General features: G+C 62.5%; 16 protein-coding genes and 1 pseudogene. 3 read left to right on the top strand and 14 right to left on the bottom strand.

The window, feature by feature from the left end; genetic code table 11:
- Together CSZ94_RS28355 and CSZ94_RS24535 are read left to right on the top strand one after the other, a co-directional pair.
- A partial coding sequence (locus CSZ94_RS28355; RefSeq protein WP_146009891.1) for a Tn3 family transposase occupies window positions 1–288 on the top strand: 288 nt, incomplete at its 5' end.
- Window positions 289–593: 305 nt separating this feature from the next.
- Window positions 594–1790 (top strand): acetate/propionate family kinase, encoded by a 1197-nt coding sequence (locus CSZ94_RS24535; RefSeq protein WP_102123912.1) that lies wholly within the window; start codon window positions 594–596, stop codon window positions 1788–1790.
- 239 nt (window positions 1791–2029) lie between these two features.
- Here CSZ94_RS24535 and CSZ94_RS24530 read toward each other — a convergent pair whose 3' ends face one another.
- The 7 genes from CSZ94_RS24530 to CSZ94_RS24500 all read right to left on the bottom strand — a co-directional run bounded on the left by CSZ94_RS24530 (window position 2030) and on the right by CSZ94_RS24500 (window position 10610).
- Window positions 2030–3181, bottom strand: a complete 1152-nt coding sequence (locus CSZ94_RS24530; RefSeq protein ID WP_180977613.1) for a sensor histidine kinase — start codon at window positions 3179–3181, stop codon at window positions 2030–2032.
- A gap of 427 nt (window positions 3182–3608) precedes the next feature.
- Window positions 3609–3914, bottom strand: a complete 306-nt coding sequence (locus tag CSZ94_RS29450) for an EamA family transporter (RefSeq protein WP_258001178.1) — start codon at window positions 3912–3914, stop codon at window positions 3609–3611.
- Window positions 3915–4082: 168 nt separating this feature from the next.
- Window positions 4083–6476, bottom strand: a complete 2394-nt coding sequence (locus CSZ94_RS24520; protein ID WP_102123911.1) for a phosphoketolase family protein — start codon at window positions 6474–6476, stop codon at window positions 4083–4085.
- A gap of 83 nt (window positions 6477–6559) precedes the next feature.
- Window positions 6560–7927, bottom strand: coding sequence for a glucoamylase family protein (locus CSZ94_RS24515; protein WP_102123910.1), 1368 nt, complete (start codon window positions 7925–7927; stop codon window positions 6560–6562).
- Window positions 7928–7991: 64 nt separating this feature from the next.
- Window positions 7992–9017 (bottom strand): class I fructose-bisphosphate aldolase, encoded by a 1026-nt coding sequence (locus CSZ94_RS24510; RefSeq protein ID WP_102123909.1) that lies wholly within the window; start codon window positions 9015–9017, stop codon window positions 7992–7994.
- Window positions 9014–10444: a glucose-6-phosphate dehydrogenase gene (gene zwf, locus CSZ94_RS24505; protein WP_180977612.1), complete on the bottom strand. Its 1431-nt coding sequence runs from the start codon at window positions 10442–10444 to the stop codon at window positions 9014–9016. The genes CSZ94_RS24510 and zwf overlap by 4 nt, the downstream gene beginning before the upstream one ends.
- Complete coding sequence (locus tag CSZ94_RS24500) at window positions 10431–10610, bottom strand: hypothetical protein (RefSeq protein ID WP_102123908.1); 180 nt, start codon at window positions 10608–10610, stop codon at window positions 10431–10433. The genes zwf and CSZ94_RS24500 overlap by 14 nt, the downstream gene beginning before the upstream one ends.
- Window positions 10611–10955: 345 nt before the next feature.
- Between CSZ94_RS24500 and tkt the strand changes: the two genes are divergently transcribed.
- Entirely contained in the window at window positions 10956–13037 is a 2082-nt protein-coding gene (gene tkt / locus CSZ94_RS24495; protein ID WP_102123907.1) for a transketolase, read from the top strand.
- 21 nt (window positions 13038–13058) lie between these two features.
- Here the strand turns inward: tkt and pgm are convergent, their stop codons facing one another.
- From pgm to CSZ94_RS28955, 7 genes and pseudogenes are all read right to left on the bottom strand, one after another.
- The gene (pgm, locus tag CSZ94_RS24490) at window positions 13059–14714 is read right to left on the bottom strand and encodes a phosphoglucomutase (alpha-D-glucose-1,6-bisphosphate-dependent) (RefSeq protein ID WP_102123906.1); all 1656 of its coding nucleotides are present in this window, start codon (window positions 14712–14714) and stop codon (window positions 13059–13061) included.
- A 40-nt stretch (window positions 14715–14754) separates the two neighbouring features.
- The gene (gene pgi, locus CSZ94_RS24485) at window positions 14755–16359 is read right to left on the bottom strand and encodes a glucose-6-phosphate isomerase (RefSeq protein ID WP_102123905.1); all 1605 of its coding nucleotides are present in this window, start codon (window positions 16357–16359) and stop codon (window positions 14755–14757) included.
- Window positions 16356–17462, bottom strand: coding sequence for a transaldolase (gene tal, locus CSZ94_RS24480; RefSeq protein WP_102123913.1), 1107 nt, complete (start codon window positions 17460–17462; stop codon window positions 16356–16358). The genes pgi and tal overlap by 4 nt, the downstream gene beginning before the upstream one ends.
- 91 nt (window positions 17463–17553) lie before the next feature.
- A complete protein-coding gene (locus CSZ94_RS24475) occupies window positions 17554–18042 on the bottom strand; it encodes a Signal transduction histidine kinase (protein WP_102123904.1) in 489 nt (162 codons plus the stop codon).
- A 138-nt stretch (window positions 18043–18180) separates the two neighbouring features.
- On the bottom strand, window positions 18181–19419 hold the full coding sequence (locus CSZ94_RS24470) for a cation:proton antiporter (RefSeq protein WP_102123903.1): 1239 nt from the start codon (window positions 19417–19419) through the stop codon (window positions 18181–18183).
- A gap of 9 nt (window positions 19420–19428) precedes the next feature.
- A complete protein-coding gene (locus CSZ94_RS28165; RefSeq protein WP_258001179.1) occupies window positions 19429–19959 on the bottom strand; it encodes a DUF2254 domain-containing protein in 531 nt (176 codons plus the stop codon).
- A gap of 33 nt (window positions 19960–19992) precedes the next feature.
- Window positions 19993–20129: pseudogene (locus CSZ94_RS28955) on the bottom strand (IS481 family transposase); the annotation flags it as partial.

Genomic DNA, 20129 nt, shown 5'->3' with positions numbered 1-20129 from the left:
GCCTCCAGACCGACCTTCGCCTTGAACTCGGCCGTGTGTACCCGACGTTTTTTACCTTCACTCATTTGCTGTCATCCTTTCACGGACCACAGCTTAAACCATCGTCTCAGATTCGGGATCCACTATACCTTGAAAGAAATGCAGGGGGAAGGGTTACCTATCAATGAAGAAATCCTGGCCGGGCTGGCACCGTATAGAACAGAGCACATCAACCGTTACGGCGATTACACGCTCGATCTGGAAAGAATCGTGCCGCCGATGAACTATAGAACCAGAATCCTACAATAAATCATGTGGTTAGATTGGGTGTTGGGAATTTTACACGAGTCCCGGCCGCCCCTCTATTGAGTAACCATCATGTTTTCTCAGACCCTGGGAACGGCACTGGGCGATTGGACAGCGGATTCACCAGGCTTATGCCCAAAGCGCCGCCTTATCTGTTCGTTTACGCACACTGCACAGTGCAGAGCGTGCGCCGGGCATCGTATTGCGCGCGCTAGCAAGGCGATAAGTGCTAAGGTTGAATCGCCCGCCTTGACGATTTCCCGTCACATTCGGTGTGGTGTGTCCTACTTTCACGATGAGGAAACCCCATGGTCATCCCCGGCGAGACGCATATCCTGGCAATCAATGCCGGCTCTTGCAGCATCAAGTTCGGCCTGTTCAAGCTCAATGCCGCGCTCACGCCGGTCTTCAATGGCGAAATCCGCGACTTCGGGAGCATCCATAGTTGCTTCATTGTGCACGGTGACGCCAGCACCGATGCGCTCGAACGCACGTTTGCCATTCCCGACCGGGTCACTGCGGTGGAAGTGCTCATGGAATGGCTGGTCGAACGGCTCGCGCCATCCTCGCTTGCCGCCATTGCACACCGGGTGGTACATGGCGGGGCGCACCGCGCGCCGAGCCGGCCGATCGACAAGGCATTGCTCGCTTCGCTCTACGATTCGGTGACGGCAGACCCAGATCATTTGCCGCAGGAGCTCCATCTCATCGAAGAGCTGCACCGGAATTTTCCGGGCGTGGCCCAGATCGCCTGCTTCGACAGTGCCTTTCATTCGGCGATGCCGCCGGTGGCGAGCATAATACCGATTCCCCGTCGGTACTACGATGCGGGTATCAGACGCTTTGGCTTCCACGGTCTTTCATGTGCTTACCTGATGAAGCAACTCGCCAATCTGGTTGACACGCAGGCTGCCGCAGGCAAAGTCGTTCTCGCGCACTTGGGGGGCGGCGCCAGCATTACCGCTGTGGAGGGGGGACAGGGACGCGACACGACCATGGGTTTGACGCCGGCCGGCGGTATCCCAATGGGGAGCCGCTCCGGTGATCTCGACCCCGGTATCGCATGGTATTGTTCCCGCAAGGACCAGATGACGCCGGCCCAGTTCAATCACATGGTTAATCATGAATCCGGTCTGTTAGGTGTGTCCGGCACTAGCGGCGATCTACGCCAACTGTTGTCCGATGCCCCTGGCGATGCGCATGCCGCCGAAGCGGTCGCCTTGTTCTGCTATCAAGCCCGCAAAGCGATTTGCGCGATGGCGGGCGCCATCGACGGAGTCGACACACTTATATTTACTGGTGGAATAGGGGAAAACTCGGCTGCGGCGCGTGCCCGGATCTGCGCCGGTTTGGCGCACATTGGTGTTCGCATCGACGAACCGAGCAACCTGATCAATGCCGCCGTGATCTCTGCCGATGCCAGCGCCGTAAAAGTGCTTATTATCCGCACCGACGAACAATGGATGATCGCCGAGGAAGCGCGCTTGATGCTATTCATGCCTTAATGCCTCAATCGGATCCATCTGTGCGGCGCGCCAGACCGAGTTAGAATAATCGGTGATCTGGCAATTGACGGCGGCCGCTTGCATTCCATCCCAACGACCTCACGCCAGCTGCAAATGAAATTATGCTTACGTGGACAGGCCGACTTACGCCCCAAAGCGGGCATCGATAGATACGCTTCTGTTGCTATATTGCAATGGCCACGAAGTGCGCTGGATCATCGCTGCTGCAATGGCCATGATTATGAGCTAGATGTATCTATCGACCCCGAGTTAAATGGCAACTCGATAATGAATAAGCAACCTTCGCCGAGCTTGCTTTGGCACGTTAGCGTCCCGCCATTCGCCTCGATACTTCGTCGGGCAATGGACAGTCCAAGTCCGAGCCCGCTCTTGTTGGCCCCGCTTTGCGTGAATGGCAAAAACATGTCCCGCGCGTCTTCCTCGCTCAGCCCAGGTCCACTATCCTTAACTTTGATCCGGATTGTGTCCGACCCACCGCCAGCGCTGAGGTTGACTACCCCATCTTTCCCACTAAATTTGAACGCGTTTTGCAGCAGATTTCCGACTGCCGAAAAGAGCAAGTCCTTGTCCGCATCGACCATCAGCGTCGAGGATATTTGCTCAACGTGAAAACCACAGCTCAGCAATTCTGCTTCCAATTTAGCCGAGTAACTTATCTGGCCGATAAAGCTCGCAAGGCTGAAGTCAGATCGATGCAAGATCATTCCCGGGCCGATGCGGACCTCAGCGAGCGAGCGGTCAATCAGTCCTCGCAGACCAACCAAGCTGCGATCAAGCACGCTTCCGGTGGGGCCGACCAAGCCAACTTTGCCCGACTTGATTGCCGCCAGTGCGAGCATTGCCGTGTTCAGGTGATTGCGCAGTTCATGAGCAAAAAAGCCCAAGCGTTCATTGTTCTCCAACGCTTGCCCGTCGGCAATCACTAGGTCACGATGCTCGCTAAAGGCGGTCACGGCATCAGCTATGCCGTTGTCCAGACAACGATTGAGCGTTCGAAACTCGTCGATGCTAAATTTCTCGTTGAGGTCAATCGAAAGATCGGTTATGGCTTGACAAAGGTCACCGTAGTCATGAACTACCTCGTTGATCGTATATCCCAATTTCAAGAGATCAGCGCCATGAATGGCAGCCGAGACGCCCACTTCGGCGTGACGCTCAGGATCGCCGGACGAAGGACCTGACACGGCGATAGCTTCGGCCCCAGCCCCTCGGCACTCCGCTTGCAGAGTCCGTATGATCTGGTCTAAGAACATTGGAATACCTTGTTCCAACTGTTGCTGGTTCGGTGCTCTATTGGGGCGATCTGAAACTTTCTCACGACAACGCCGCTCAAGTTCGGCCCGGTTTTTAACTAGAAAATCATGCATCATGGCAACTCCCGCAGGTGCCCCAATAACCTGATAATTGAAGCATCCGAGTCGGATGGCGGTGTGGGGTGTTGGCGCCAAGACATCAGATGCAAGACATCAGATGCAAGATATGATGGTAGGCGCTCGCGATCAATGCGTCTGTGTGTTACCAGACGTTGATTTCAACCGGTCGATGGAGCACAGAATGCCAACGGCCGCGTCAACAGTGCTTAACTTGGATTACATTGAGTTGTTCTGCAACTTGAAACGGCGTCACGAAGTTAACGGCTTGCAGCCGTTATTGAGGATTTTTAGACGAATCCCGGTGCCCCAGATTCGGAGATCATAAGCAGGCCATCCTTTATGACTTTTTCGCTTATGTGATATTTCTGGCCTTACCCTGTTTGCCGTTTCGTGCAGTCTGATACTCGCGGTAACAGCACCTGATTTAGCTTAGGGCCCGATTTTTCCGCTTTCCCTGTTCGCTCCTACTGCACTCATTGGAGGAGCGACAGGGTTCGTCCAAGAACGCACACGCAAACACAGCCACCAGAACGAGACTGAGCTTGTCAACCGGTGCGACCTTAGATGCATCTCCTATCTTGAGTGCCCAAAAGTAACACACCCAAGACGCGCCAGTAGCAAGGCCAGATAATCCAAGGAACAGCCAAGTTTTCGACGAAAGCTCCAGAGGGGTTGGTCCGCTTGCCCATCTAAACCACGAACACCGACAGCACAACGATGATGACGCCATTACGGAAAGTGGCCAGATCAGAGTCGACGCCTTAAATGGCAGCGCACGGCGTTGAATAGCACACGGAACTGGCGCAGTACGCTGGTTGACGTCACAGGCTCGGGCGCTTGCGCGGTATTGGGAGGCGGGGCGCTATTGGAACATGGGCGCATCATAGCTGAAAAACAGCTATTTGCAGTCGCTCCGCGCGTCCAGCGCCGCGCCCCACGTCCATTCGCGTATTTCCGGCATGTCCTGACCGTGCAGCGTAATGTAGCGCCGGTGTTCGGCCAGCTTGTCCTTGAACTGTCGCTTCAGGGATAGCCCCGCCTCGCCGGTCTGGGGCAGCCGGTCGATCGCATCCATCGCCAGATGGAAGCGATCGAGCTCGTTGAGCACCGTCATATCGAACGGGGTAGTCACGGTGCCCTCCTCCTTGTAGCCGCGGACGTGAATATTGCGGTGGTTGCCGCGGCGATAGGTCAGCCGGTGGATCAACCACGGATAAGCGTGGAAGGCGAAGATCACCGGCTTGTCAGTGGTAAACAACTCGTCGAAATCGCGATCGCTCAAGCCATGCGGATGCTCGGACTGCGGCTGCAGACGCATCAGGTCAACCACATTGACCAAGCGTATCTTCAGTTCGGGCAGCTGCGCGCGCAGCAACGCGACCGCAGCCAGCGCCTCCAGCGTGGGCACGTCGCCACAGCAGGCCATCACCAGGTCGGGCGCAACGCCCTGGTCATTACTGGCCCACTGCCAGATGCCGATACCATCGGCGCAGTGGCGCGCCGCCGCTTCCATATCCAGCCATTGCGGCGCCGGGTGCTTGCCGGCCACCACCACATTCACATAATGGCGGCTGCGCAGGCAATGGTCCATCACCGACAGCAGGCAATTGGCGTCCGGCGGCAGGTAGACGCGTACCACTTCGGCTTTCTTGTTAACCACATGGTCGATGAAACCGGGGTCCTGGTGGGTGAAACCGTTGTGGTCCTGGCGCCAGACGTGGGAGGCCAGCAGGTAATTGAGCGAGGCGATCCTGGGGCGCCACGCCAGGCCCGCCGATACCTTCAGCCATTTGGCGTGCTGGTTGAACATTGAGTCGATGATGTGGATGAACGCCTCGTAGCAGTTGAACAGGCCGTGGCGGCCGGTCAGCAGATAGCCTTCGAGCCAGCCTTCGCACTGGTGCTCACTGAGCATTTCCATGATGCGCCCGCGTTGCGCAAGCCATTCATCGTCGTCGCGCAGTTCAGCGTTCCATTGGCGCGCTGTGACCTCGAACACCGCCTCCAGGCCATTCGACAGCGTCTCGTCGGGTCCGAACAGGCGGAAATTGCGCGGCGTTTCGTTGAGCGCGATCACGTCGCGTAGGAAACGTCCCAGCACGTGGGTGTCGCCGATGCCCGGTATGCCGGGCACCGGCACCGCAACCGCATACTCGCGAACGTCGGGCATGTGCAGCGATCTCAGTAACAGGCCACCGTTGGCGTGCGGGTTGGCGCCCATGCGGCGGGTGCCGCTCGGCGCCAGCGCGGCGAGTTCCGGTAGCAACCGGCCTTGCGCATCGAACAACTCCTGCGGCCGGTAGCTGTGTAACCAGTCGGCCAGCAATTGCAGATGTTCTGGCGGCGCTGTGGCCGACACCGAGATAGGCACTTGGTGCGAGTGAACGCTACCTTCGACCTTATGGCCATCCACGCGCTTTGGACCGGTCCACCCCTTGGGCGAATTGAGCACGATCATCGGCCAGCGCGGCCGTTCGCCACTGGCACCGCTGCGCGCTTGCAATTGAAACTGGCGTATTTGCGTGATGGCCGTGTCAAGCGCGGCCGCCATCGCCTGGTGCATTGGCTCGGGTTCATGGCCCTCTACGAACAGCGGCGTCCAGCCATAGCCGCGCAACAGTTGTTCGAGTTCGGCGCGCGGAATACGTGCTAGCAAGGTTGGATTCGAAATTTTATAGCCATTCAAGTGCAGTATGGGCAGCACCGCGCCATCGTCAACCGGGTCGAGGAATTTATTCGAATGCCAGGCGGTCGCCAGCGGACCGGTTTCGGCCTCGCCGTCACCGATCACGCAGGCGACGACCAGGTCCGGATTGTCGAACACGGCGCCGAAGGAATGACTGAGTGAATAGCCGAGCTCACCGCCCTCGTGGATCGAACCGGGACATTCGGGCGACACATGGCTTGGTATCCCGCCGGGAAAAGAGAACTGGCGAAATAGCTTTTGCAGACCGGCCTCGTCCTGGCTGATGTCGGGATATATCTCGCTGTAGCTCCCTTCCAGATAGGTGTTGCCGACTAGGGCCGGGCCGCCGTGGCCGGGGCCGGACACATAGATCATGTTCAGGTCGTATTGCTTGATGACGCGGTTCAGGTGCACGTAGATGAAATTCTGACCTGGCGTGGTACCCCAGTGGCCCAGCAGCATGTGCTTGACATCGGCCAGGGCCAGAGGCCGGCGCAGCAGCGGGTTATCGTACAGGTAGATCTGGCCTACGGACAGGTAGTTGGCGGCGCGCCAGTACGCGTTCATTTTTCGAAGTAGGTCGGGCGTGAGCGCGGGCGTATTCATCTGGCCATTCTCCTTGTGGGTTCGTTGCTCACCGGCACGACACCCTCGTTGACTTATCACGCCGAATAATTGTTATAGCACGATCACCGCGATGCCATGCGTTCGTTTCGCAATGTCGCCGTCGCCAGCCAGGCACCGTCGAAACCGGCCTGGCGCAGGCCACAGATGATGGGCGGACACTGGCGCAGCAAACGCCAGACCAGGTCACTGCGGTAGTTCTCGATCATGACCACAGTCGGCCCCTCATTGATGCCGAAATGGTAGGGAGAAACCCAGCCCGCTTCCCTGCACACGCCGCTGCCCTCCCCGAATGTCGGGCAAAACGACGCTTTGAAACCGTAGGGATTGGCCTCATGCAGGCGGCGCTTGGCGAAAGCATGTATGGTCGGCAGCACGATGTCGGGCGCAAACGGCAGGCTGGCCACCACCGCCCATGGGGCCAGCGTGCCGTCGTCTGGCCCATACGGCGCGCCGCGCGCCACGTAGCCGTAGAAGGTACGCTCGATGCCGTCTATTTTTCGGCTCACCGCGCCTGGACCGTCGCAGGCCGTAAAGCCCCAGCAAAACTGTCCGTACTGATCGAAGTTGAGCGGGTTGCGCATCGCATATTGTTGCTGGACCTGCGTGGCGCGCCGGCTGTTCTCAAAATAATCGATGCCGCGCGCGCGCATAAAGCTGTCGGCAATACCGCGAAAATCGATCCAGATGTGCGACATCTGATGGATGAACAGCGCGCCGGCATAGAGAAGCTCGATGCCATAGATGTCGCGCCACTCGTAGCTGCGCAGCCAGGCCGCATAAGAGGCTGGCGCGACCGGGTGAGTCGGCGAGCCCAGCGCGAGCACATACAGGATCAACGCCTCGTCATAGCCCTCCCAGTGCCACGGCAAAAAGCCGCCTTCCGGCGTCCAGCCGTGACACACCAGTTCGCCGCCATGGCACATCCAGTTCCAGTCGACCCGTCGGTAGAGGCGGTCGGCCAGGCTGCGCACTTGCGCCTCGTCGTCCGTATCGGCCTGAAAATAAGCTGCCGCCGTCAGCACGCCGGCGATCAGCAGCGCGGTATCAATGCTCGACAGCTCGCAGTCCCAGACCCGCTTGCCACTGTCGATATCCAAAAAATGGTAGAAGAAACCGTGGTGGCCGCTCGCGTCCGCTGCGCCACCCTGCTTGCTGACGGCCAGGAATTGCAGCGTCGTCAGCGTGCGTTCGAGCGCGAGCGCGCGCGACATCCAGCCGCGCTCCACACCGATCGGATAGGTTGTCAACGCCAGGCCGGTGGCCGCGATACTGGCAGGCCAGTGCGGCCGCGTCTTGTCGCGCGCCAGACCTGTCTTGGCGCTGACCTCCTGCAGGAAGTAGCCAAAAGAATTACGCTGCAAGTCGGTCAGGAAGGCCCAACCCTGGGCCTGACCGTCAATGTCGATGCCAGGCAGCAAGGTGAAGCTCATGCGCCCCCCGGCGGATTAGATGGCGCCACAGCGCAGCGCCTTTTTGCTTCTGTCCCATGGTGTGCTAGGTGCCCTCGCCTTCCATCGCGGCGCTGTAGCGGCCGTCGCGCGCAGCGCCATTGCAGTTAGCACGATGAACCAGCGCGCGCTGCGCCGCAGCTACGTTCGCGTCCTGACCGCGCCACAAGGCCAGCGCCGGTTGCTGGATCGCCCGCGCGAAAGAGAACGTCAGCGCCCAAGGCACCGCAGCGCGCCCCACGTGCATGGCATTGAGCCGCTCCGACGCCTGCTCTGGCGCTTGCCCACCCGACAGGAAAGCGATCGCCGGAACCGCGGCCGGGACCGTGCGCAGCAGGCAGCGCACGGTGGTGTCGGCGATGACGCCGGCGCCTTCCTGTTGTGTGCAAGCGAGTCCCGGTAGCACCATGTTCGGCTTGAGAACCAGCCCTTCGAGCAGTACACTCTGCTCCTGCAACTGCGCGAACACCACCTGCAGTACGCGTTCGGTCACGGCGGCGCAGTGGGCAAGTGTGTGCTCGCCATCCATCAGCACCTCGGGTTCCACGATAGGCACCAGACCAGCCTCCTGGCACAGCGCCGCGTAGCGCGCCAGTGCGTGCGCGTTGGCCGCGATACAGGCCCGCCCCGGCAAGCCGTGACCAATCGTAATGACCGCGCGCCACTTGGCAAAGCGCGCGCCCAGTTGCCAGTACGCGGCCAGGCGCTCGCGCAGGCCGTCAAGCCCCTCGGTCACCAGTTCGCCGGAATGTCCGGCCAACGGCTTGGCGCCAGCGTCGACCTTGATGCCGGGCACGATGCCGGCGTCGGCCAATGCCTGCGCGAACGCCACCCCAGCCAGGGTCTGCTGGCCGATGGTCTCGTCACACAGGATGGCGCCGGCAATGCTGCCGCTCAGCCCCGGCGCGGTCACGATCAGGTCGCGGTAGGCGCGCCGCATCGCCTCGGTCTGCGCGATGCCGAGCGCGGCGAATCGCTTGTTGCAGGTCGGATTGCTCTCGTCCATCGCGAGCAATCCCTTGCCGTCGGCCGTCATCAGGCGCGCGGTCGCGCTTAATAGTGTGTGATTCATGACTGGACACTCCCTGTTGCCTGCGCCGGCACGGCCGGCTCCGGGTTGAACCAATGACCGTCTGCGGCGATCAATGCGTCGGCCTCCGACGGTCCCCAGCTGTTGCGCGGGTAAAACAAGGCCCGGGCGTGCTGGGCCAGCACAGGATCGACCACCGCCCATGCCGCCTCCACCGCGTCCTCACGCGCAAACAACCCTCCCCTGCCCGCCATCGCATCACCAAGCAGACGTTCGTACGGTGTTTCCTCGTTCGGATGCGCGTCGACCAAGTACAGCTCGCGCTGGTCGCCGACGAACAGCTCGCCGGTGCGCTTGACGCGCGCCGCCAGCGCCACCGCCGAATTGGGCGCGAGGCGGAAGCGCAGATAATTGGTGGGGCCGGCGCCCAGCACCGTGTCGTCGAACAGCGCCTGCGGCGGCGGCTTGAGCAAGACCACAACCTCGGCCACCGACTCGGGCAGGCATTTTCCCGAGCGCAGATACCACGGCACCCCGCTCCAGCGCCACGAGTCAATATGCAGGCGCAGCGCGCAGTAAGTCTCGACGTCGGAGTCGGGTGCCACGCCCGGCTCGGCGCGGTAGTCCTGGTACTGGCCGCGCACGATGTCGCACGGTGCCAGCGGGCGCATGGCGCGCAGCACGTCCGCAGTCTCGCCATGCACTGCGCCAAAGCCGCGATAGCTGGGCGGTTCCATGGCCAGCAGCGCCACAATCTGGAACAGGTGGTTCTGCATCACGTCGCGCAGGCAGCCGGCGCTCTCATAGAAGTTGCCGCGCCCCTCTACGCCGAACGATTCGGCCAGGGTCACCTGTACGCTGGCCACGTAGTTGCGGTTCCAGATCGGCTCGAGAAAAGCGTTTGCGAAGCGGAAGTAAAGGAGGTTCATGATCGCTTCCTTGGCCAGGAAGTGATCGATGCGGAAAATCGCGTCCTCCGGGAACACCGCGCGCGCGGCGGCATTGAGCCGGCGCGCCGACGCCAGGTCGCGGCCAAACGGCTTTTCGACGATAACGCGCGCTTGCCCGGCCAGTCCCGCTGTGCCCAGGGCGCCTATGACGATCTCGAACAGTGACGGCGGTATCGCCAGATAATGCGCCGAGCGCAGCGCCAAGCCAAGCGCGGACTTGAGCGCGCTGAAGGTGGCGGGGTCCTGGTAGTCACCTCTCACATAGCGCAGGCGCGCAAGCATGCGCTCCAGTGCGCTGCTGTCCTCGACCGGGCCGGCTGCGACGACGCTATCGCGGGCACGCTGGCGAAACTGCGCCTCGTCCCAGCAGCTGGCGGCGACGCCGATCACCGGTATGTCGAGCTTGCCGCGCCGCGCCAGCGCATACAGCGCCGGGAAAATCTTCTTGTAGGCCAGGTCGCCGGTCGCGCCGAAAACCACCAGCGCGTCCGACCGCTCCATGCCTTCAGCTTTGTCCATGGCCTGCCTCCCCATCATCACTTAGCCGCGCCACCTCAGCGCCGGCGCGCTCGCCAACGGCGATGCGCAAGACGACGTTGTGCACCCGGCCATCGTCGGCCAGTGTCAGCGCCAGGCTGGACTGCGGGTGGCCGTCCATCCACAACCCGGGCGTGCCGCGTTGCATGCAAATGCCATACAGCGCCGTGCCAGTCGAGTGGCACGCAGCGCAAATATCCCTTGATATAGTCGGGGTTCGGTTCGGACCGTTAGCGGCTGTTCAAGATTAGTTGCTCCTGCGGCACCGGCGCGTCCGGATCTGTTATCAGGTGCATTGGCGGCATGTCGTCAAGTACGATCATGAGGCTACCTTAGTCCCAATGCGCGCCAACATCTGTACGCTGTCGCACACGCAAGCTATGTTGCTCAACGCACGGTGTGCGGCGAAGACAACTGCTACAGTCATTGAAGGTGCCCAGGCGTTTCCGCGCCAGGCCGGAGCATGACCAAAACACCAACAAGGAGTTGCCAGATGAATGCATCGGTTTCCGATCCCGCACTGGATCTGCTCAGTGTCAACGCCCTGCGCTTCCTCGCGGTCGATACCGTTCAGCAAGCCAACAGCGGCCATCCGGGACTCCCGCTCGGCGCCGCACCGATGGCCTACGTGCTGTGGACCCGACTGCTCAAGCACGATCCGGACGCCCCGCACTGGTTCGACCGCGACCGCTTCGTCCTGTCGGCCGGGCACGGCTCGGCGCTGCTTTACAGTCTACTGCACCTAAGCGGCTACGCGCTGCCGATGGCGCAGCTGCGCCAGTTTCGACAGTGGGGTTCGATCACGCCCGGCCATCCCGAGCGCGGCGTGACGCCCGGCGTCGAGGTCACGACGGGGCCGCTTGGCCAGGGCTTCGCCAACGGCGTCGGCATGGCCATCGCCGAGGCGAACCTGGCTGCCCGTTTCAACCGCGACGGCCATACGCTGATCGACCACCATACGTATGCCCTGGTCAGTGACGGAGACCTGATGGAAGGGGTGGCGGCGGAGGCGGCCTCGCTGGCCGGCCATCTGCGGCTGGGCAAACTGATCTACCTGTACGACGACAACCGCGTCACGCTGTCGGCCGGCACCGACATCACCTTCACCGACGACTGCGCCGCCCGTTTCACCGCCTATGGCTGGCACACCCAGACGCTGGCCGACGGCAACGACCTGGACGCCGTCGAGCGGGCGCTGCGCGCCGCGCGTGCCGAGACGGACCGCCCTTCGCTGATCCTGGTACGCACCCACCTGGGCTACGGCTCGCCCAAGCAGGACAGCTTCGAAGCGCACGGCTCGCCGTTGGGCCTGGAGGATGTGCGCCTGACCAAACTCAAGCTGGGCTGGCCAGTGCAGCCGGCGTTCCACGTGCCGGAAAAAGTCCGTGACCATTTCCACAGGCTTGGCCAGCGCGGCCGCGAGCAGCACGCCGACTGGCAACTGCGCCTCGCAGCCTATCGCAAGCAGTATCCGGAGCAGGCCGAGGCGCTCGATCAGTTGCTGGCAGAAGGCGGTTGCGCACTACCCGACGGCTGGGAAGCCGGCATGCCGCAGTTTGCGCCCGACGCCAAGGGCATGGCCACGCGGGTGGCCTCTGGCAAAGTCATGAACGCCATCGCCGCGCTGGTTCCGGCGCTAATCGGCGGATCGGCAGACCTCGATCCGTCGACCTACACGGCGCTCAAGGACAGGGGTGACTTCGAACCGGACGACCTGGTTGCGCCCGACCACCAGGGCGCCGACGGCGGCCCTTGGGACTATGCCGGGCGCAACCTGCATTTCGGCGTGCGCGAACATGCGATGGCGGCGATCTCGAACGGCATCGCCGCGCACGGCGGCGCGATCCCGTACTGCGCCACCTTCCTGGTCTTTTCCGACTACATGCGGCCATCCATCCGGCTGGCCGCGCTGATGGGATTGCGCGTGGTGTTCATCTTCACGCATGACAGCATCGCGCTCGGCGAGGACGGCGCGACGCACCAGCCGGTCGAACAACTGGCCAGCCTGCGCGCCATTCCGAAACTGATCGTGATCCGCCCCGCCGACGCCAATGAAACGGCCTATGCGTGGCGGGTGGCACTGCAATCGCGTGAGTGCCCGGTGGTGCTGGCGCTCACGCGTCAAGCGCTGCCCACGCTGGACCGTGCACAATGCGCATCGGCTGCGGGATTGCTGCGCGGCGCGTATGTGCTTTCCGAGGCGGCCAACGGCAAGCCAGAACTGATCCTGATTGCCAGTGGCTCCGAGGTCAACCTGGCGCTGGCGGCGCAACAGGCGCTTCTGCTGCAAAACGTGCAGGTGCGCGTGGTCTCCATGCCCAGCTGGGAATTGTTCGACGACCAGCCGCAAGACTATCGCAACACGGTGCTGCCGCCTGGAATGCCGGTGCGCTTGGCGATCGAAGCGGGTGTGTCCCAGGGCTGGCACCGTTATGTCGGCGAGCGCGGTGACGTGCTTTCGGTGGACACATTCGGCGCATCGGCCCCCGGCGACGAGATGATGACCAAGTATGGCTTCACAGTCGATAATGTCTGCCTGCGCGCGAGCGCCCTGCTACGCCACCAGGCGGCCTGAGTCCCGCACGGCGGCACGCCGCTATGGCGTGTCGCCGGCGGCCAATGCCGCGTCCACCATTACCTGCGCCTCGCGGACGATCTGGCGCAGATGATCCTTGCCATTGAAGCTCTCCGCATAGATCTTGTAGATGTCCTCGGTACCGGACGGCCGCGCCGCAAACCAGCCATGCTCGGTGACCACCTTGACGCCACCGATGATCTCATCGTTGCCGGGTGCCCTGGTCAGCACCTCGGTGATGGGTTCGCCGGCGAGCTGCTTGCCAGTCACCTGGTGTGGAGACAGGCTGGCCAGCACTTGCTTCTGCGCTGGCGTGGCCGGCGCCTCGACCCGGTCGCCGACCGGATCGCCAAATTCGCGTGCCAGCTCCTGGTACAGCTGGCCAGGGTCGCGCCCCGTCCTGGCCTTGATTTCGCCGGCCAGCAGCGCTGCGATCAGGCCGTCCTTGTCGGTGGTCCAGACCGTGCCGTCCATGCGCAGGAAAGCCGCGCCGGCGCTCTCCTCACCGCCGAAGCCGAGCACGCCGTCGTACAGGCCGGCGGCGAACCATTTAAAACCGACGGGCACGTCGAACAGCGGCCGGGCGAGCCGCGCGCTGACGCGATCGATGATGCTGCTGCTGACCACCGTCTTGCCCACTCCCGCGCCTGCGCCCCAGCGCGCCCGGTGCCGGAACAAGTAATCGATGGCGACGGCCAGGTAGTGATCAGGCTTCATCAAGCCGGCGCCCGGCGTGACGATGCCGTGGCGGTCGTGGTCGGTGTCGCACGCAAAAGCGACGTCGAAGCGCTGCTGCAGCCCCAACAGGCGCCGCATCGCGTACGACGACGACGGATCCATGCGGATCTTGCCATCCCAGTCCAGCGTCATGAAGCGAAAAGTCGGATCGACCACGTCGCTCACCACCGTCAAGTCCAATTTGTATTGCTCGGCGATGCGGGCCCAGTAATGCACGCCGGCGCCGCCGAGCGGGTCGACGCCCATGCGCACGCCGCTCTGTCCGAGCAGGGCCAGGTCGACCACCTGGCCCAACTGGTCGACATAGGCGCCCATGAAGTCGTAGCGGTGGGTGTTGCCAGCGCGTAGCGCGCGTTCGAGCGGCATGCGCTTGACGCCCGCCATGTTGCATTCCAGGAAGGCGTTGGCGCGCTTGCCGATCCAGTCGGTGACGTCGGTGTCAGCCGGCCCGCCATTAGCCGAGTTGTACTTGAAACCGCCATTATCGGGCGGATTGTGCGACGGCGTGATGACGACGCCGTCGGCCAGGTAGCTCGTGCGGCCGCAGTTGTGCATCAAGATCGCCAGAGACACCGCCGGCGTCGGCGTGTATTCGTCATGCATGGCCAGCATCACGTCCACGCCGTTGGCCGCCAGCACCTCAAGCGCGCTGGCGCAGGCCGGCACCGACAGAGCATGGGTATCGATACCGAGGTACAGCGGGCCGCTGGTTCCCTGGCGCGCGCGATACTCGCAAATCGCCTGGCTGATGGCCAGCACATGGCGCTCGTTGAAGCTGGTCTGGAACGAAGAGCCACGATGGCCGGACGTGCCGAACGCCACTCTTTGCGCGGCGACCCCGGGGTCGGGCAAGCTGGTGTAATACATGCTCACCAGGCGCGGCACATCGACCAGCATCGCTAAAGGCGCGACCTGTCCGGCCAATGGATGGATATTCATGGCGTACTTTCTGGGCACATGCGGCGCGACGGTGGATGTCTCATATATGCCGCTGCCGCCGGTAGCGCCGTATGAGCGTGTTAGTCGAACTGTCGTGCGCCAGCGCCGGTTCCGCCTGCGGAGCCAGTTCGCCGATGATGCGCTGCGCCTGCACCTTGCCCAGCTCAACGCCCCACTGGTCGAAGGAATCGATGTCCCATATGACGCCCTGCACGAACACGCTGTGCTCATACAGCGCAATCAGCTGGCCCAGCGTGTGCGGCGTCAGGCGCGTCGCCAGGATGGTGTTGCTCGGTCGGTTGCCGGCACAGGCGCGCCACGGCTGCGCCGCATGGTCGGCGCTGCCGAAGGCGAGCGCTTCGGTTTGCGCCAGCAGGTTCGCCACCAGCAGGTCCTGCTGCTCTCCAAGCGGATCGAGCGCTTGACAAAATGCGATGAAATCGCAGGCGACCAGGCGCGTGCCCTGGTGCAGCAGCTGGTAGAAGGAATGCTGGCCGTTGGTGCCCGGCTCGCCCCAGCAGATCGGCGCGGTCGCCACCCCGACTGGCGCACCTGCGCGCGTGACGTGCTTGCCGTTGCTCTCCATCGTCAGCTGCTGCAGATAGGCTGGGAAGCGATTCAGGTATTGCGCATAGGGCAGCACGGCGACGCTCTCGACGCCGAGGAAGTTGGTGTTCCATACCGCCAACAACGCCATCAGCAACGGCAGATTGCGTTGCGGTGGCGCATGGCGAAAGTGCTGGTCCATCGCATGCAATCCGGCCAACATGGCGCGGAAGTGATCTTCGCCGACCGCCACCATGGTTGACAGGCCGATCGCCGAGTCGGTCGAGTAGCGCCCGCCGACCCAGTCCCAGAATTCGAACATATTGGCCGGAGCGATGCCAAACCGCGCCACGCCCTCGACGTTGGTCGAGACGGCGACGAAATGGCGCATGACCGCCTTCTCGTCCTTGAAATGGGCCAGGCACCAAGCTCGCGCCGCCTGCGCATTGGTCAGCGTCTCCAGCGTCTCAAAGGTCTTAGAACAGACGATGAACAGCGTCTCGCCCGGATCGAGGGCGCGCGTCGCCTCGGCCAAGTCGCTGCCGTCCACGTTCGAGACGAAGGCAAAACGCAGGTCGCGCCGGCTGTAGTGGCGCAGCGCCTCATAGGCCATCACCGGACCGAGGTCGGAGCCGCCGATGCCGATATTGATGATGTTGCGGATCGCACGGCCGTCGTAGCCGCGCCAGGTGCCGCTGCGCACCGCCTCGGCGAACGCGGCCATCCTGGCCAGCACCGCCTGCACCTGCGGCACCACGTCCACGCCTTGGGTGACGATGCGCTCGCCGACCGGGGCCCGCAACGCCACGTGCAAGGCGGCGCGCTGCTCGGTGCTGTTGACCGGGTCGCCACCGAACATCGCGGCGATGCGCTCGGCCACGCCGCACTCGCGCGCTAGTTGCTGCAGCAGCACCATGGTCTCGTCGGTGACCCGGTTTTTGGCGTAGTCCAGGTACAGGTCGGCACCCTCGGCCACTAGGCGTTCTCCGCGCTGCGGGTCGTCGGCAAACAGTTGGCGCAGATGCAGCGCGCCGATGCTGCGCTGGTGCTCTGTGAGCGCCCTCCACGCCGGACGCCCGGTCAGATGCGGCGCGCTCATGGTTCCGGCGTACGCGTCAAGGCGCCGTCCCTCAGCGCCGCGCGCTTGCTATCGACCAGCTCCAGCAGCGCCTTCCACGACTTGCTGAATGCATCGGCGCCCTCTTGCTGCAGCTGCCGCGCCAGCGCGTCCAGATCAATGCCGGCGGCGCCGAAGGCGGCCAGCGCTTTTTCAGCGTCGCCACCGTCGGCTGGCATGCTGCCGCTGACCACACCATGGTCGGCGAAAGCGAGCAGCGTTTTTTCAGGAATCGTGTTGATCGTGTTGGGCGCGGCCAACGCCTGCAGATACATCACATCGGGCGCCTGCGGGTCCTTGGTGCCAGTGGACGCCCACAGCAAGTGCTGCGGCCGTGCGCCGGCTTCGGCCAGATCGCGCCAGCGGCGCGACGCCAGCAACTCGCGGTAGGCGCGATAAGTTTGGCGCGCCACGGCGATGCCCAGTGTGTTGCGCAGGGCGGCCGGTACCCGCCCTGCGACGGCCACGTCCCAGCGACTGATGAACAGCGAGGCCACCGAGCCCACGGCGGGATCCAGGCCGGCCTCGATGCGGCGCTCGACCCCACGCAGATAGGCCTCGGCCGCAGCCTGGTACTGCTCGCATGAAAACAGCAGCGTGATATTAACCGGCACCCCGGCAAAGATCGATTCCTCGATGGCCGGTAAGCCGGCCGGTGTTCCGGGGATCTTGATGAACAGATTGGGCCGCGCGGCCTGCGCATGCAGCGCGCCCGCGACGCGGATCGTGGCCGCCGTGTCGTTGGCCAGCAGCGGCGACACTTCCAGCGACACCCAGCCGTCGGCGCCATTGCTCGCATCGAAGTCGGGAAGGAACAAGTCGGCGGCGCGGCGCAGATCCTCCAACGCCAACTCGAAGAACAACGCCTCGCTGCTCTGGGCCGCGGCGGATCCGGCGGCGATGGCGGCGTCGTAAAATGCCGTACCGGACAGCGCATGCTGGTAGATGGTCGGATTCGAGGTCAGGCCGGTGACGGCCAGTTCGCGCCGGTAGCGCGCCAGCGTGCCATCGTCGAGCAGGCCACGCGTGATGTTGTCGAGCCACAGGCTCTGCCCCATTTCATGCAAGTCTACAGCGCCATTCATGATGTACACTCCCGTTCGTGACGGCGGAGCGCGCTTGCGCAAGCTCGCCAAAGCATTCAATTTTCGCAAGTTCCCAATACGTGTCGACGATTCAATCCGGCGTGCCGAGTCTGGATTTCTCCAGCCGATCATCGATCTCACCCAGATAGGCCGCGAGCGTGTTGCCTGTCTGCTCCACAGTCGTGCGCAGACTTTGCTCGACTTCGCCCAGACGGAGCAGCAAGGTTGTTTCAAGAGTCTTTCCAAAATGCGCCTGCCGATCCAGTTCCGTTTCAAGGAATTGCCGCAAGGCGGTCAGCCGCGACGACTCGGCCTCGTCGGCGATGTGGCGCAGCCCATGCATTTCCTTGGCATGTCGATGGTTCTCGATGAGCATCGCGGTCTTTAAATGGCCTGCCACGACCAAGGCCGCCAGACCCAGCAATGCCACGATGGCCAGCATTACCAGCCCCAGTGGCGCATGTACGGTCATCACGATCAGCGACAATGCCGTCGGCGCAACGAACAACGACCAATTAACGGCGGCAAAAAGCGCGATGAGTCCGAGCAAGAGCAGGAATAGCAGCGTGCGTATATTCATGGCAAATGTCCCTGGTGGAAGTATGGGAGGCATATGGGAATAAATAGTGCCAACGTTCCCGTTGGCAAATCAATAAACCTGGCTTCTACTCTATACCTTTTGCGCGATGTGGCGCGCGCACTTGTCGTGACAATGCCACTAGTTATGCCGGAGCACAAAACGCCGCACCACGGCGACCACAGTCAAGCCTTGCCCAAGGATCGAAAACACCACCATCGAATAGGTTAAGGCCAGCACCAGATCCTGTTCGGGGCCGGCGGGCAGCGACAAGGCGAGCGCCACCGAAATCCCGCCACGCAGCCCTCCCCAGGTCAGGACCTGCCAAGCACCTGTGGGCAGACCCGCGCGCCTACCCAGCACCAGGAGCGGCAAGCCGACCGACAGAAAGCGCGCGGCGAGCGTCACGGCCACGGCGGTGGCGCTGGCCAGTACCAGGCTCGGGGAGCGTTCCACCACAACAATCTCCAGGCCAACCAACATGAACAACACGGCGTTCAGTATCGCGTCCAGCAAATGCCAAAACATGTCGACATTGGCCCGGGTGGTGTCGGACATGGCCTCGGCGCGTGCATGGTTACCCACGATCAAGCCCGCGACGACCATCGCCAACGGACCTGAAACATGGAGATGGTTCGCGAGCGCATAGCCCCCCAGCACCGTCGCGAGCGTGATTAGGACCTCTTCCTGATAACTGTCGATGGTGGACATCAAGGCAAAGCTAAGGTAGCCAAGCACCAGGCCAAATGCGATCCCGCCCCCCGCTTCGCGCAACAAGAGCCGAGCCGCCGCCGTGGCGCTGGGAGGCGTTGCATCGGCAATGGCGGACATGGCCAGCACGAAGAGGGCCAGGCCGACGCCATCGTTGAACAGCGATTCCCCCGCAATGACAATTTCAAGGCTGGCGGGCGCTTTCGCAGAACTGAGGATGCCCATCACGGAAATGGGATCGGTCGGCGAGATCAAGGCGCCAAACACCATACACCACGCCATGGGCAAACTGACACCGGTCATGGGCAGTAAATAGTAGAGTGCCCCCCCGATCAAGACGGTTGAGCATATCGTGCCGACCACCGCCAGCAGACCAACCTGCCAGCCATATCGCCGCAGTGCGCGCAGGTCAACATGCAGTGCGCCCGCGAACAACAGTAGCGACAGCATACCTTGCATCAGAATCGCTGAAAAATCGATGGAGCGCAGCAGCGAGAGCTCGTAGTCGTGCCAGGTGCTGATGCCGACTGCGTCGAGTATCAGTAGCGCAATCGACAGCAGCAGCGCGATACCCATCACGCCCACGGTTGGGGGCAGCCCAACGAAGCGGTGGTTGAGGTAGGCCAATAAGGCCGTGAGCGTCAAGCAGGCGGCGAAGACGTCTAGCATCCCGAAGTCCTAGCAGGTCGATTGCGTTGATCGTAGCAGCGAGGTCGGGCCGTGGGTGCACATTCGCTCCAAATCGATAGCGAGCGCATCGATCTCAACCAGGTCGGCAGGCGTCGACACGGAGCGCTTCGCGTCGCCGACGATGACGGCCGCGTGCAGCTTTAACGCTTGCAGCCTGTCCGCGGATCGCTCGCAGCTGGCAACCGAGAGCAGTACCCGTAACATATGCACGAGGGTGCTGGCGTTGCCCGACGCATTCTGGCGTATCAATTGAAACATCGCGCCGATAAGCTGTTCGTAATCAATCGCGGGCACAGTGAGCACACATCGCCCTTGCCGCCCGTGGCGTTCCCGGGGAAGTTGCAGCGGCGCCATCTCGCACAGCGCGGCGCCAAAGCGATCCAGCACACTCATGGCAGTATGCGGGTCGTTGATGCCAGGCGATAGTGCCCGCACCGCCACCTCGACCAGCTGGCGTATCGGATAGGTGATATCGTCGCCGCTGGTCCGTTCCGGGCTGAGCGTGAGCGCACGCTGGATCGCTTCGCGGGATCCTTCACACGGTGGGTAGCTGTCAAGACCTGCCTGGTTATATACGCGTTTAACGAATAATTCCGGCTTTTTCTCCTGCCATTTCTTCATCGCCTGAATCGGTGTTGCGTTATCCAAGGCGCGCTGGGGAATGTTGTGGTTGTAGATTTTCAGGTAAT

This window comes from Janthinobacterium sp. ROICE36 (assembly GCF_002869965.1).
Classification (GTDB): Bacteria; Pseudomonadota; Gammaproteobacteria; order Burkholderiales; family Burkholderiaceae_D; genus Janthinobacterium.
This window is presented reverse-complemented; position numbering and strand designations above follow the sequence as displayed.